At 46.8% G+C, this 14,760-nt stretch carries 13 protein-coding genes and 1 pseudogene; 8 read left to right on the top strand and 6 right to left on the bottom strand.

Going from position 1 to position 14,760, the window contains the following annotated elements; genetic code table 11:
* Positions 1–6: 6 nt before the first annotated feature.
* The 3 genes from M3085_RS10175 to M3085_RS10165 all read left to right on the top strand — a co-directional run bounded on the left by M3085_RS10175 (position 7) and on the right by M3085_RS10165 (position 3,623).
* A complete protein-coding gene (locus tag M3085_RS10175; RefSeq protein WP_249052946.1) occupies positions 7–1,449 on the top strand; it encodes a lipopolysaccharide biosynthesis protein in 1,443 nt (480 codons plus the stop codon).
* Between the two features lie 31 nt (positions 1,450–1,480).
* Positions 1,481–2,440 carry a glycosyltransferase gene (locus M3085_RS10170; RefSeq protein WP_249052945.1) on the top strand — a complete coding sequence of 320 codons (960 nt, stop codon included), beginning with the start codon at positions 1,481–1,483 and terminating at the stop codon, positions 2,438–2,440.
* A 139-nt stretch (positions 2,441–2,579) separates the two neighbouring features.
* A complete protein-coding gene (locus M3085_RS10165; protein ID WP_249052944.1) occupies positions 2,580–3,623 on the top strand; it encodes a mannose-1-phosphate guanylyltransferase in 1,044 nt (347 codons plus the stop codon).
* A gap of 109 nt (positions 3,624–3,732) precedes the next feature.
* Here M3085_RS10165 and M3085_RS10160 read toward each other — a convergent pair whose 3' ends face one another.
* The 3 genes from M3085_RS10160 to M3085_RS10150 all read right to left on the bottom strand — a co-directional run bounded on the left by M3085_RS10160 (position 3,733) and on the right by M3085_RS10150 (position 5,966).
* Positions 3,733–4,143 (bottom strand): HIT family protein, encoded by a 411-nt coding sequence (locus M3085_RS10160; protein ID WP_178257245.1) that lies wholly within the window; start codon positions 4,141–4,143, stop codon positions 3,733–3,735.
* A 56-nt stretch (positions 4,144–4,199) separates the two neighbouring features.
* A complete protein-coding gene (greA, locus tag M3085_RS10155) occupies positions 4,200–4,664 on the bottom strand; it encodes a transcription elongation factor GreA (protein ID WP_178257244.1) in 465 nt (154 codons plus the stop codon).
* A gap of 156 nt (positions 4,665–4,820) precedes the next feature.
* A complete protein-coding gene (locus M3085_RS10150) occupies positions 4,821–5,966 on the bottom strand; it encodes a redoxin domain-containing protein (RefSeq protein WP_204499339.1) in 1,146 nt (381 codons plus the stop codon).
* A 402-nt stretch (positions 5,967–6,368) separates the two neighbouring features.
* On the opposite strand from M3085_RS10150, the gene pnp reads away from it, so the two are divergent.
* On the top strand, positions 6,369–8,546 hold the full coding sequence (gene pnp, locus M3085_RS10145) for a polyribonucleotide nucleotidyltransferase (protein WP_191710141.1): 2,178 nt from the start codon (positions 6,369–6,371) through the stop codon (positions 8,544–8,546).
* Between the two features lie 98 nt (positions 8,547–8,644).
* Here pnp and M3085_RS10140 read toward each other — a convergent pair whose 3' ends face one another.
* Positions 8,645–9,655 carry a glycosyl transferase family 90 gene (locus M3085_RS10140; RefSeq protein ID WP_178256067.1) on the bottom strand — a complete coding sequence of 337 codons (1,011 nt, stop codon included), beginning with the start codon at positions 9,653–9,655 and terminating at the stop codon, positions 8,645–8,647.
* Positions 9,656–9,919: 264 nt separating this feature from the next.
* Between M3085_RS10140 and M3085_RS10135 the strand changes: the two genes are divergently transcribed.
* From M3085_RS10135 to M3085_RS10120, 4 genes and pseudogenes are all read left to right on the top strand, one after another.
* Positions 9,920–10,063 (top strand): helix-turn-helix domain-containing protein, encoded by a 144-nt coding sequence (locus tag M3085_RS10135; RefSeq protein WP_410554569.1) that lies wholly within the window; start codon positions 9,920–9,922, stop codon positions 10,061–10,063.
* A 283-nt stretch (positions 10,064–10,346) separates the two neighbouring features.
* Entirely contained in the window at positions 10,347–10,721 is a 375-nt protein-coding gene (locus tag M3085_RS10130) for a winged helix-turn-helix transcriptional regulator (protein WP_249052943.1), read from the top strand.
* Positions 10,722–10,824: 103 nt separating this feature from the next.
* Positions 10,825–11,751, top strand: a complete 927-nt coding sequence (locus tag M3085_RS10125; RefSeq protein WP_191710137.1) for a glycosyltransferase family 8 protein — start codon at positions 10,825–10,827, stop codon at positions 11,749–11,751.
* Positions 11,752–11,755: 4 nt separating this feature from the next.
* Positions 11,756–12,656, top strand: a pseudogene (locus M3085_RS10120) (capsular polysaccharide synthesis protein).
* 191 nt (positions 12,657–12,847) lie between these two features.
* Here the strand turns inward: M3085_RS10120 and M3085_RS10115 are convergent.
* Together M3085_RS10115 and M3085_RS10110 are read right to left on the bottom strand one after the other, a co-directional pair.
* On the bottom strand, positions 12,848–13,762 hold the full coding sequence (locus M3085_RS10115; RefSeq protein WP_204499332.1) for a glycosyltransferase family 2 protein: 915 nt from the start codon (positions 13,760–13,762) through the stop codon (positions 12,848–12,850).
* 13 nt (positions 13,763–13,775) lie between these two features.
* Positions 13,776–14,690: a lysophospholipid acyltransferase family protein gene (locus M3085_RS10110; RefSeq protein WP_191710134.1), complete on the bottom strand. Its 915-nt coding sequence runs from the start codon at positions 14,688–14,690 to the stop codon at positions 13,776–13,778.
* Between the last annotated feature and the right edge of the window lie 70 nt (positions 14,691–14,760).

Below are 14,760 nucleotides of genomic sequence, written 5' to 3'. Positions count from 1 at the left end.
CCCACCATGCCGGAACGCTCGCTGAAAGACAAAACTGCCAAAGGCCTCCTGTGGGGAGGCATCAACAACGGGGCGATGCAACTGCTGAACCTGATATTCGGCATCATCACCTCGCGCATCCTCAACGACACCGATTACGGCATGGTGGGTATGCTCAGCGTTTTCTCGCTGATAGCCGGCTCGCTGCAAGAAAGCGGTTTTACCGCCGCATTAGTAAACAAGAAAGACATACGCCACGAAGATTATAACGCCGTGTTCTGGTTTTGTTCGGGCGTGAGCCTCGCGCTCTATCTGATTCTGTTTTTCTGCGCTCCGCTCATCGCCGGCTTCTATAACCAGCCGGTTCTGGTTCCGCTGGCGCGCTACTCGTTTTTAGGCTTCCTGATAGCCAGTTTAGGCATCTCACACAGCGCGTACCTTTTCCGTAACCTGATGGTGAAACAAAAGGCGCTGACCTCTATCATCGCACTGACGGTTTCCGGAATAGCAGGAGTCGTGTTAGCCCTTACAGGCTTTTCTTATTGGGGCATCGCCACCCAAAGCATCGTTTACGTGGCGGCAGTAAATCTCTGCTACCTCTACTTTTCGCCGTGGCGTCCCACGTGGAACATTAATTTCCGTCCGCTGAAAGGAATGATTGGTTTCAGCAGCAAGCTATTGGTAACAAACATCTTTACACACATCAACAACAACCTGTTTTCCATCATCTTGGGGCGTTACTACTCGGAACGGGAAGTAGGACAGTTTAATCAGGCTAACAAATGGAACCTGATGGGGCACTCGCTCATCAGCGGCATGGTAAACAGCGTGGCATTGCCGGTATTGCGCCAAGTGTCTGACGACACCGGCCGCCAGCAACGGGTATTCCGGAAGATGCTCCGATTTACGGCGTTTATGTCGTTTCCCGCCATGTTAGGGCTGTCGCTCGTGGCTCCGGAACTCATCACCATCGCCATCACCGACAAATGGCTGCCCAGCGCACACATCCTGCAACTCTTGGCAGTAGGCGGCGCGTTCATCCCCGTAACGAACCTCTACACCAATCTGATTATCAGCAAAGGGAAATCGAATATCTTTATGTGGAACACCATCGCACAAGGAATGGTGCAACTGATAACCATGTACCTGCTCTACCCTTACGGCATCCACACGATGCTTGCGGTGTATGTAGCGGTCAACATAGCATGGCTCGGCGTGTGGCATTACTTCGTATGGCGCGAGATACGCCTCGGCTTCTTCTACGCCCTGAAAGATATTTTCTCGTTCGGCATCATCGCCGCCGCAGTCATGGCAGGCGTGGCGTTCATCACCCGCCCGATAGAAAATATCTACCTGCTGGCTCTTGCCAAAATACTTTCCGCCGCCGCGCTTTATACCATTATCCTTTGGGCGAGCGGCTCGGTAACGTTTAAAGAGAGCCTGCAATATTTATTGAAAAAGAAAGCATAAACATATAATAGAAGACATAGACATATAGATTATGAAGACCGTTTCTGTCGTAATGTGTACGTATAATGGAGAGGTTTTCTTACGCGAGCAATTAGACTCTATCGTAACACAAACCCACCCCATACACGAACTGATTATTCAAGATGACTGCTCTACCGACCACACAGCCGAAATCGTGACGGAATATGCCCAACGCTATCCGTACATCCGCTTTCACCGGAACACGCAGAACTTGGGATTTAACCGCAACTTCCAAGATGCGCTATCAAAAGCCACGGGAGACTTTGTTGCCATTGCCGACCAAGATGACATCTGGTATCCCGAAAAGATACAGAAGCAAGCGGAAACCATCGGCAGACACGACATCTGCATATCTGCCTACCATACGGGAAGCACTTACCGGACAGACGGTTCGATGCAGACGGTCACTCCCTGCTACGAGCTTTCCTACCTCCTCTTTTACGACAGTACGCCCGGACACAGCATGTTGATACGCAGGGATTTCTTACAGGATGTATTCGCCCAATGGGACGGACACATCGTTTACGACTGGTGGCTCTCGGTAAACGCCCATTTAGGCAGGGGAATCGTATGCGTAGACCGTCCCTTAAACTGGCATCGCCCTCACAATGCTTCCGCCATGACCTGCCTCAAGGAACGGTATGCCTCCCACATTCCGCCGAAACCCACATGGCAACCCTACGTTTACGGCATACGCAAATACCGCGAACAGCAGCTCCTGCCTACATGGAAGTTTTTCTACGGATACATCGAACACCGCACCTCCGACCCGAAATTCGCCCTTCCCCATACGCTGAGCCACCTGATGCTGAAACGAGATGTGCTGAGCTTCCTGCGCCTCTGCCGCCTGTGTATGAAGTACAAACAACATATCTACTTCTATCCGCGCCAGAAAGGAATAGCCAGCTATGTTCGCGCTTTCTTCTATCCGGCGATACGCGCATACGGAAATACGTATTTCTATCTTTAACATTGCTCTCCGAAATAGTCAAAACTGCTTAATCAATCATTACTTTTGGGTATTTTTCCATTTTTTAAAATGCTTCTGATGGCTTTTTCTGAAATAAGCCCTATCTTAGCAAAAGATTAACGAAAACCTTGATTTCACCATGAGCAATATTAATTATTATTGTGTCATTATGGCTGGCGGAATAGGGCGTCGGTTCTGGCCTTACAGTCGGAAAGCATTGCCCAAGCAGTTTCTTGACTTTTTCGGAACAGGACGCACGTTACTGCAACAAACTTACGACCGGTATAAACAAATCATTCCTCCCGAAAACATTTATATCACTACTCACCGAGATTACAAAGAGTTGGTAAAGAATCTGCTCCCCGAAGTAGATGAAAGCAGACTGATTGTTGAAGAAGAACGCCGGAACACGGCTCCCGCCATCGCTTATGCGTCGCACGTTATCCAAAAAGTTAATCCGGACGCTACCATTGTAGTAGCACCTTCGGATCATCTGATTCTGAAGATGGACGAATTTAAGCAAGCCATCCTGAAAGGAATGGAATTTGCATCACACTCCGGTAAACTGCTGACTTTAGGCATCAAGCCAAGTTATCCTGAAACGGGATATGGATATATCCAGATAGACGAAAAAGAAAAAGATAATTTTTATAAGGTAAAGACATTCATCGAGAAGCCGGCACGCGAATTTGCCGAAGTATTTGTACAGAGCAACGAATTTTATTGGAATTCGGGCATATTCATCTGGCACGTCAATACGATACTGCAAGCATTCCATGAAATGATGGCAGAAGTTTGTCCGCGCGTGGAATGTGACACTCCTGATTTCAGTGCCTGCCCGAACAGTTCCATTGATTACAGCATCATGGAAAAGGCAAACAATGTTTACGTACAGCTTTGCGACTTCGGATGGGCAGACATCGGTACATGGGGTTCGCTGTACGACGCTTCGCCGAAAGATGAAAACCGAAATGTCATCGTCAACAGCAATACGCTGTTATATAACTGCAAAGAAAACATCATCCTGATGCCGGAAGATAAACTTGCCGTGATTCAGGATTTAGAAGGGTATCTGGTAGTTGAACGGGGGAATGCCCTGCTGATTTGTAAGAAAGACGACCAAAACGCCATCCGCAAATTTGTTAATGATGTAGAAATGAAATTCGGAGAAAAATATTCATAAACATTCTTCCCGACATAAAAAAGATTCACCCCGAAAGGCAACGGACAAATCCGTTATATGCGCCTTTCGGGGTGAATTATTTATTTCAAATAGGAAAATTGGTCTTACATTACAGGGTATTGTCTGCTTCCCATGCGTTACGGATAGCGTCTGCTATTTGGGTAAACTCCTCATCGCTCAATTTCAATTTCGGATTAGAGAACAACATATCCGATTCTTTCTGTATCGGAATCAGGTGAATATGTGCATGGGGCACTTCCAAACCGATAACTGCTTCGCCTACCTTTTTACAAGGGATGACTTTCCGGATTGCTTTTGCCACAGATTTGGCAAATACATGGATTGCTGCCACTTCGTCGTCGTTCAAATCGAAAAGGTAATCTACCTCACGTTTCGGCACTACCAACGTATGCCCTTTCACCAACGGGTTAATATCGAGGAAAGCATAGAACGATTCGTTTTCTGCCACCTTGTAGCTGGGAATTTCTCCTGCAATGATTTTACTGAATATTGTTGCCATAGTGATAAATATTAAAAAGGCAAGCCTGCACGAAGCAGACCTGCCTTGCTATGTTTTTAAAAAGATATACCTGTAACTTCGAGGCTGATTTTACCCTGCGGGATAGTGATTTCTGCAATATCGCCTACTTTTTTACCCAACAAGCCCTGTGCAATCGGAGTAGTAACAGAAATCTTTCCCTCTTTCAGGTTGGCTTCACTTTCAGACACGATAGTATAAGCCATTTTCATGCCTGTCTTTACGTTTTTCAGTTCCACGCGAGTAAGAATCTGAACGGTGTCGGCATTGAGTTTTGATGTATCAATAATCTTGGCGTCGCCAATGGTAGCTTTCAGCTGATTGATTTTCATTTCCAGCAAGCCTTGTGCTTCTTTTGCCGCATCGTATTCTGCATTTTCTGACAAATCGCCCTTATCACGTGCTTCCGCAATGGCAGCCACAATTTTCGGACGTTCTACAGATTCCAAATGTTTCAATTCGGCAACCAGTTTCTGGTAGCCTTCTTCTGACATATAAGCCATAATTTTCCTCCTAAATATTCGTTATTACTATATTATAAAACAAAAAAGAATTCCGACATGTTCGATATGTCGGAACCCTTCCTTTCTTTATCTTCGCACAAAGATAAGCCTTTTTATGATACTAATCAAGTATTTGCGTATATGCTTTTCAACATGTTAAAGATATTTTTGAATCGCATCCTCCAAATTGGTTTTCTCGTCGACGCGCAAACTTAACTCATTGTTACGGTTTACGATAAATGCCGCCGGAAGCTGGGTTACTCCGTAAAGCGAAACGAAGCTGGAATAAGGACCTTGAGGGTCGCGCACGCAAATCCACGGAAGGTTATCGGCTGCCGTTTTCCAGAAATGTTCGTCTGAATCGAGCGAGATTTGATAGATTTCCAAGCCGCGTGAAGCGTACTTATCATACAGTTCGCGCAAGGCGAGGTTACGTGCTCCCGATGCCGGAGTAGCATAAGCCGTAAAGTCTATCAGGATGACTTTCCCTTTCAGGTCGGTAAGACGGCGCGTGTTTCCTTTTACGTCTTTCAGTGCGATATCTATAATCGATGTCTCCTGTACGATGTTTTCGGGAACCGACACCTGCGTAACTTTCGGTGCACGGGTGTTTTTCATTCCCTTGATTACCATATTATATAGGTTGCGCGAACGGTCGGCGTGAGGGTAAAGGTTGTTCAGACTGGTAGCCACGGCTGCAAAACATTTCACGTCTTCCTTGCTCGTCAGCGGGTCGAAAATCATGTAGCCGTTCAGCTGCTGGAACAGGGCGAAATAAGCATAAGGCTTGTTAGGACCTTTAAAGATATACTCGCGCTTTACTTGGTCTTTATAAGCGTTGACTAACTTCAGCAGGCTGTCTTGTGCAATACCAGCCGGGATTCCGGAGCGTCCCAAGCGGGTTACCTTGTCTTGCAGCTCTGCCTGAAGCAAGGTAAGTTCTTTAATCTTTTCGTTCGTTTCCGAACCCTCAATCCGGTATTGCAGGGCAAATGCAGGATATTCGGCATGGACGGTTACGGTTTCCGTAGAATCGACCGAGAAATTGATTACTTTATTTTCTACACGCAGACGGTAAAACTCCGGCGATGCAGGGCGTGGAGACTCGAAACAGAAAGAACCGCTGCTGCCCAGCTCTACAGAATCGAGCAGGATAATTCCGCTCAAGCCGCTCTGCTCCAAATATAACATTTTATCGGTTGCGCCGGTCACTTCGCCTTCTACCTTGAAAGCCGGCTCTTTATGACAAGCCGTCAATACGGCTGCCAATACCGCCATTACGATATAAAAATTTCGTTTCATTTATATACAATTCATTAAGATGCAACGTTTTGTTACAAAATGTTTATTACGATTTGCAAAGATACGGCTTTTCATGATTTCACAAAGTTTTTGCCCGACAAAATACGTTAACTGACACGAGGTTTCAACTGTGGGAAGGGGGTCAAAAACGCAAGCCGAAGAGTTGGTCAACGCATCCGCATGGACAAGCACAAACATCCGCTTGCGTTGGGCAACGCATCCGCATGTTTTTTTCGCCCTGTTCAGAACCCGAAAATCAGGCTCCTCCTTGCTCCTGAAACACCTATAAGCGGCTGAAAAAGACTTTAAAATGAAACTTTTATATCGTAACCTCCTGATACTCCAAAATAAATTCCTATCTTTGCGCGTACTTTTAGACAAAAAATTTTTAAACACAATTTTATGATCAATCCTATTGTTAAGACGATCGAGCTTGGTGATGGAAGAACCATCACGCTCGAAACGGGAAAGCTGGCAAAACAGGCAGATGGGGCTGTTATGCTACGCATGGGTAACACCATGTTGCTGGCTACTGTTTGTGCAGCAAAAGATGCAGTTCCCGGTACAGATTTCATGCCTCTTCAGGTAGAATATAAAGAAAAATATTCAGCGTTCGGACGTTTTCCGGGTGGTTTCACCAAACGCGAAGGAAAGGCTTCGGATTATGAAATCCTGACTTGCCGCTTGGTTGACCGTGCGTTACGCCCGCTTTTCCCGGACAATTTCCATGCAGAAGTTTACGTAAATATCATCCTGTTCTCGGCAGACGGCGTAGACATGCCCGATGCGCTGGCAGGTTTGGCTGCCTCGGCAGCATTGGCTGTTTCCGACATTCCGTTCGGAGGCCCGATTTCAGAAGTACGTGTAGCGCGTATCGACGGAAAGTTTGTTATCAATCCTACCTTCGAACAACTGAAACAAGCCGACATGGACTTGATGGTGGCTGCTACGTATGAAAATATAATGATGGTGGAAGGCGAAATGGAAGAAGTTTCGGAACAAGACTTGCTGGAAGCCATGAAATGTGCCCACGAAGCTATCAAGGTTCACTGTAAAGCGCAGATGGAACTGATGGAGGAAGTAGGCTCGACAGTTAAACGCGAATATTGCCACGAGGAAAACGACGAAGACTTGCGCAAGGCGGTTCACGATGCTTGTTACGACAAGGCTTACGCCGTAGCTGCTTCGGGCAACAAGAATAAGCACGAACGCCAAGATGCTTTCGACGCTATCTGCGAAGAGTTCAAAGCACAATTCACAGAAGAAGAACTGGAAGAAAAAGCAGCGATGATTGACCGTTATTACCACGATGTGGAAAAAGAAGCAATGCGCCGCTGCATCCTCGACGAAGGCAAGCGTCTGGACGGACGTACCACTACCGAAATCCGTCCTATCTGGTGCGAAGTAAGCCCGCTGCCCGGTCCTCACGGTTCATCTATCTTTACCCGTGGCGAAACACAGTCACTGAGTACCGTTACACTGGGTACGAAACTGGATGAAAAAACAGTAGACGACGTACTCGACCAGCACAAAGAACGTTTCTTGCTTCACTATAACTTCCCGCCGTTCTCTACCGGCGAAGCAAAAGCACAGCGTGGCGTAGGCCGTCGCGAAATCGGACACGGTCACTTGGCATGGCGCGCTTTGAAAGGACAAATTCCTGCCGACTATCCGTACTGCGTACGTGTAGTTTCGGATATTCTTGAATCAAACGGTTCGTCATCTATGGCTACCGTATGTGCAGGAACGCTGGCTCTGATGGATGCAGGTGTACCTATCAAAAACCCGGTATCTGGTATTGCAATGGGATTGATCAAGAATGCCGGTGAAGATAAATATGCTGTTCTGTCGGATATCCTCGGCGACGAAGACCATTTGGGTGATATGGACTTTAAAGTTACCGGTACGCGCAATGGTATCACTGCCACACAGATGGATATCAAGTGCGACGGACTGACATACGATATTCTGGAAAAGGCTTTGCTTCAGGCTAAGCAAGGACGTGAATACATCCTCGGCAAACTGACCGAATGTATCGCCGAACCGCGTGCCGAACTGAAACCGCACGCTCCGCGCATCGAAACGATGACTATCCCGAAAGAATTCATCGGAGCAGTAATCGGCCCGGGCGGAAAGATTATTCAGGGTATGCAGGAAGAAACGGGAGCTACCATCACGATTGAAGAAGTAGACGGAGTAGGACGCATCGAAGTGGCCGGAACGAACAAGAAGAGCATTGATGACGCAATGCGTATGATTAAGTCGATTGTCGCCGTACCCGAAATCGGTGAGGTTTACATGGGAAAAGTTCGTTCGGTAATGCCTTACGGCGTATTCGTAGAATTCTTGCCGGGCAAGGACGGTTTGCTTCACATCTCTGAAATCGACTGGCGCCGTTTGGAAACCATTGAAGAATCAGGACTGAAGGAAGGCGACGAAATAGAAGTGAAACTGTTGGACATCGACCCGAAGACGGGCAAGTTCAAACTGTCGCACAAGGTGTTGCTTCCGAAACCTGAAAACATGAACGAAGCTCAGCCTAAGCGCGAACACCGTCAGCCGAAACAGCATAAGCAGTAATCGCGGACGACGCAGCTTAGTGCGTAAACATAACAAACGCAGGTTCACTCAAGACCTTCAAAAAAGGATGAATGAACCTGCGTTTCTTTTTATTCCAACTACAACTGTCCGCTGGTGCGGAAGTAACGTTCCATAACCATCAGTTGCAGCAATTCTTCGCGCTCATCGTCGCGGAACTGCGACACGTATTCGTGAGCATGACGGATAATTTCTTCTGCCTTTTCGGGATGGTCGATGTAGAAGCGGAGCTTCTCCTCAAAGTCCGAAAAGTCTTCTTTCACCTCCACATAGTGATAATCGGGTATCAGCGTCCCTTCCATAAACCAAGTCTCACACGTGGGGCGCGTCATGACTGCCAGTGAGTTCGATGACATGACCCACTTCAGATTCGAAGCCACATCGTTTCCCTCTAATGCGATAATAAATTTATAGTCCAGATGTTCGCGGATGGTCTTCTTAGCCGTCATCCATTCATCCGGACAGCCTTCGTTCCGTCCCACTACCCCGCAGTCGCACATCGGATTGCCGAAAAACCGGGTAAGGAAAGCCGTGCGCAAGCGGCTCTGACGAATCTTGCCCCGGAAGATAGCGCAATCTTTTTTCTCACGGAAGGGCTTCGCGTCATGCACGTACATGAAATGGCGCAGCTTGTCTAACTTCAGAACCACCGAATTTTGGTTATCAGCCACCAGCAGTCTGCTTTTGACCACCGTAGGTACGTCGGGGGTGAAATACACGTCGCCGGGACAGAAGTTCCAGCGCAGCCGTTTCGGGAAATAACGGGTCACGTCGTGCTGGTCGAAGTAATACGCCGTATGAAACATCTTCCGCCGGTAATCGCCGATGGCTCCCGTATAGTGAATCCAACTCCGCGAACGCTCCAGCTTGTCTTGCCCTGAAATCTTCCACGGCGTGTTGATTCGTATGTAGTAATCTACACGCTGTTTCAGGTAGTCGTAATCCGCGCGCCGACGCGCTTTTTCCAATTTCTTGCTTAACTGATGCCGATACCATGCGTCGGGCACAGCCAGCCCGATGAAGTTTTTCAGGAAGTCGAGAAACTTTATGGGCTTTCCGCTTCGGAACTTATAAAGAATATTATCCGCCATTATGAGTGTATATTAGTAAATCATTGAGGACAAAGATACTATTTTTCTATTATACCTATAAAAAAATCAAAGCCTGTTTGAATTTACCGATCCGGCAACTCAAACAGGCCCTTCTGTCAGTCATGAAAATTTCTATTCGACAGACCAATGAGTCTTCCGAATAGAACAGAGAGATTCATCCGCATAAAATAAAATTTCTACCCGAAGCGTTTTACCGCCCTGTAACTTGCAGATATTCACGCCTTTTGACGGCATAGTCGGTGTATGCTTCCACGTATTGGTCACGACAAGAGTGTGAAGGAGGTGGCAAACGAAGCCGGGTTCGACAATCTTTCTTTCTTCGGGAAGTATGTACGGCGCGAACTGGGTGTCTCCCCCAGAAAGTATCGCCTGAAAAAAGACATCTGATTATCAACCATTTGTCATACCCTTTTACGCTACCGCATGAGATGGGTAACACATGCGGTAGAACTGCCCCACGCTTCGAATAGAAAAAATTTTTCTAACCGAAAGACTTTTCGGGCTTCGGAGTACCTCCGTGACCGCCGGTAAACAGTTCCGTTTCCGAAGCCTTGCCCGTGGGCAATTTTCCGTCATTGCGTTGCCGAAAGCCTGCACAATCGATTGTTTACCTTTGCCGATTAAAAGAAGTTTACTTACCTTTGTAGAGTAATATGAAACACAATGCATTATGGATAGAACAATGATAGAAGACGCCTTATATCCCGACTGCCCGATACGGAATATCTTAGCACGTCTGTGCGACAAATGGTCGCTTTTGGTTATCTATACGCTCAACAAGGCAGACACATCTCCGGTAAGGTTTAAGGAGTTGCAGCGCGAAATCCCCGACATATCGCAAAAAATGCTGACGCTTACCCTGCGCACGTTGGAAGAAGACGGTTACGTAACACGCACCGTATATCCCGAAGTTCCTCCGCGAGTGGAATACGCATTGACCCCGCTCACTTACTCGCTGCTGCCCCATATCAACGCACTGATAGGATGGGCGATAGAAAACAAAGACGCTATCATGAAAGACCGGAAAAAAGCCCGCAAGAAATGACGCGCTCTCCCCTGTCCGCGTCCCGTCCGTTCAAATCCGGACGTTTCATGCTATTATATCACAGATTTTTCTTATGTTTGCAAAAACCTGAATTATTAAAGGCATGATACATATTGCTTGTAACATAGACAGCAATTACGTGTGCCATTGCGCCGTAACGCTGGTATCTTTATTTGAGAACAATCGGGAAGAGACTTTTTCGGTACACATTCTTGAGCGCGGACTTTCGGCTGCGGAACAGCAGACACTGACCGACCTTGCTGCACGCTACGGCAACCGGGTATTTTTTTACGAGCCGATGCCCGAAATGCTGGCAGGATTCACCATCCGCAAGTTCAGCAAGCGCATCTCGATGGCTACGTATTACCGCTGTATCTTGTCGGAATTGCTGCCGCGCGACATTGACCGCCTGCTGTATCTGGATTGCGACATCGTGGTGTTAGGAGACATACGCCCGTTCTGGAACACGCCGTTAGACGGTATCGGCGTAGCGGCGGTAGAGGACATCGGAAGCACCGACGCACCTCGTTACGAAGTACTGAAATATCCGATGGAAGAGGGTTACTTTAACGCGGGCGTGCTGCTGATTAACTTGGAGTACTGGCGTAAACACGATGTGGCACGGGCTTGCATCGAATACTTCCACCAATACCCCGAAAGAATTGTCTATAACGACCAAGATTTGTTAAACAGCATATTGTATAAACATAAGGTATTCGTTGACCTGCGCTGGAACGTACAGGACGCTTTTTACCGGATACCGAAACCGCAGGATGCAGAGGCGTGGCGCGCGAAATACGGAGCGTGTCTGAAGCATCCCGTTATCCTGCATTACACCAACCGAAAGCCGTGGGATTACGACAGCCAGCATCCGCTGCGCAACGAGTATTTCCGTTACCTCGACCTCACTCCGTGGAAAGGACAGCGCGCGTTAAATAATCCGCTGAACCGCATCAAGCGTTTCTTCCGCCTGTTGCCGTTCTACATCCATCTGAGAAAACCCAAATACATACGGATGACAGATTTATAATGCCATGATAAAGAAACAGAGTAAAACGAAACGTTTTTTTAAACGCATCGAAGGATTTTTCGCCTCTTTCAAACAACGTTATATCATCAATTACCTTTTAACCAAAGCCGGAGGCAAGGAACTGATTGCCCGCTATGCCCGACGCACGAACGACGACTGCCGTCCTCTCGGAGCCGACGCGCCGATATGGGTATGCTGGTGGCAGGGAGCGGATGCCATGCCCGACATTGCCAAAGCGTGCTTCAACTCGATAAAGATGCACGCCGGCACGCATCCGGTAATTCTGATAACGGGCGAAAATTATAAGGAATATGTAACGTTGCCTTCCGAAATCGTGGAGAAGCAACAGAAAGGCATTATTGATTTGACCCATTTTTCGGATATACTTCGCGCCGTGTTGCTCCACCGGCACGGAGGCATTTGGATGGACAGCACCGTGCTGCTCCCTGCAAAAAACATCGATGAGTTTATCCATGCGTCCGATACGTTCTGGAGTTGCCATCATCTACCACAACGTGTCACGAGGCGGATGGACGAGTTTCTTTTGGGCGTGCGGAAAAAACAATCTGCTGCCGTCTTTCATTGCCGACCTACACATCAGCTACTGGAAACGGTTCGATAAACTGATTGATTACTTGCTGTTAGACTACACATTTGCCATCGCCCGCAAGTACATCCCCGCCATCCATCGGATGATAGAGGAAGTCCCCATCACGGTAATGGGACCATTGGGCAAGTGTCTGAATGACGAGTACACCGAAGCCGAATGGAAACGTTTCTGCACCGACTACGATTTCCACAAACTAACATATAAAATCCAACTTCATAAGACAACGCCCGAAGGTAAAAAGACATTCTACGGACACATCATGGAGAGTTATTTCCCCAAAGAGCAGGCTGTTTGATTCCGATTGTCGGAAAGCACGATTAACGAATGTCCGACATTCGCCGATGTAGGGGCGTATCGCATACGCCCGAAAACACCCACGTGGATAACTTTACGCATTCAGGGCGTATGCGATACGCCCCTACTGTTCGGTAACCGCAGCATTTGATAAAAATCGCTGCCATGACCTTTCCGTTTATTAACCACAATTTATTTAGGCTTATTTAAATACTCAATGGAAGGGGCAAAATGTAATCCGTCAATACATCCTTTTTTTACTGCCTTCAAAAACTCTTCAGAATGATTATCCTTACGTTTTCCTATCCGATGTTTATAAACCCGATACATATTAAGTACAGATAAAACAAAGAATAACTTCACTTTAATTTGTTGACGCTTCATGTAACAACGGTTGCGCGCCTGATAATAAAACCTCCATGCCATCGTTGCCGGAGCTTTATCAATAGATGGAGCATAATTAGAAACCGTTTTGTGATAAACAACGCTTGTTTCAACATAAAAACATGGATATCCGGCTCTTGCGATGCGCAAAGTGTATTCTATATCATCACACCAAATAAAAAATTCCTTAACGGGTAAACCTAATTGGTAGACAGCTTCCGAATTTATAAGAACCGATACAAACGAACACAAATTACAGCGAAAAGCCGATACATTTCCTTTAGTCACTTTCACCGGATTCCCATTTTCATGAATAACCGATGCTTTATTCATAACATGAGGCGTACCGTCTGTCCAATTAACCCTACTACAAATAAATCCCGGCGTTTTATCCAATGAAACAGCCTTTACCAGCTCTTCTAATGCAGTGGGTTGTGGAATCGTATCATCGTCCATTAACCAAGCATAATCGCAACCGTCTAAAACTGCAGTTTTCAATCCTAAAGAAAATCCTCCGGAACCACCGATATTTTCTGTGGTACGGATAATCATATAGCGTGACTGATTAGCCAAACTCTCTAAAAAAGCACCTGTTCCGTCTGTTGAACAGTTATCAACAATAACTATTTTATGAATGGGATAAGTTTGCTTATCTAACGCATCCAAACATTCTTTTAATAAGGCTAACCTATTATAGGTTACAACCACGCAATTGATTGTCATAAAATATCGTTTATTAGGGATTATGTTTATTCTCCTTCCACGCCAGCCACTGCTCTTTCGTACGTTTCCATCGCTTGTGCGTCCACAGCCAGTAAGCCGGTTCGCGGCGGATTTGTTCTTCCAAGCGGCGGGCATACATGTCCGTCAGTTCATAGTCGGGATATTCTTTCGGATGAAGCGACATCAGTTCGAACGTCCCCCGATAATATCCGCGCTTGATGCGCTCTACTCTTACATAATAAATAGCGGCATCAATTTGTTTACCTATCCGTTCGGTTCCTATGAAAAAAGATGTATCGTGGTTTAAAAAAGTGGTCCAATGGTTCATGTTCTCTATCTTGGGCGCTTGGTCGGAGATGAATCCTATCATCACTTTTTTAGGTTGCTGTTTCAGTTCGATGATGCGGCGCAACGTGTCTTTCATCAGGATGGATTCGCCGCCGAACCGTCCGCGCAAGTGCAGGAAAAGCTCGTTGAACGCGCGGTTATAGATAAGGTGATAAATCTGTCCGCCGTGCATTTCAGATACCCAGCCGCTCAGCGAAGCCACGTACTCCCAGTTGCAGTAATGCCCCAGATAAAGCAGGCAGAACTTTTTTCCTTCGCGCTCCATGTTGGCACGCACCTCGTCGAGACCCACAAACTCCATGCGCCGGCGCATCTCCTCATGGGATATGGAAAAGAGCTTGATTACTTCTACCACGTAATCGCAAAGGAAATGGTAAAAATCTTTCTCTATCTTCAGTATCTCCGACGGGCTTTTTTCGGGGAAACATTCCGTAAGGTTTTTCTCTACCACCTTGCGGCGGTACTTAATCCAGTGGAACAGGGGGAAAAACAAGATATCGGACACAACGTAAAGCAGCCTCAGCGGAAGCAAAGACAACAAATAAAGAAATGCAAACAGTATACGGTATGCAAAGTTCATTACAAACAAGCGGTTACAATTTTGGGCAAAACTACAAAAAATATGGGTTACAACATAACGTTACCTATCG

This window comes from Bacteroides caecicola (genome assembly GCF_023337095.1).
GTDB lineage: Bacteria > Bacteroidota > Bacteroidia > Bacteroidales > Bacteroidaceae > Phocaeicola > Phocaeicola gallinarum.
Note: the sequence above shows the minus strand (reverse complement) of the source record. Positions and strands in the feature narration are given on the sequence as shown.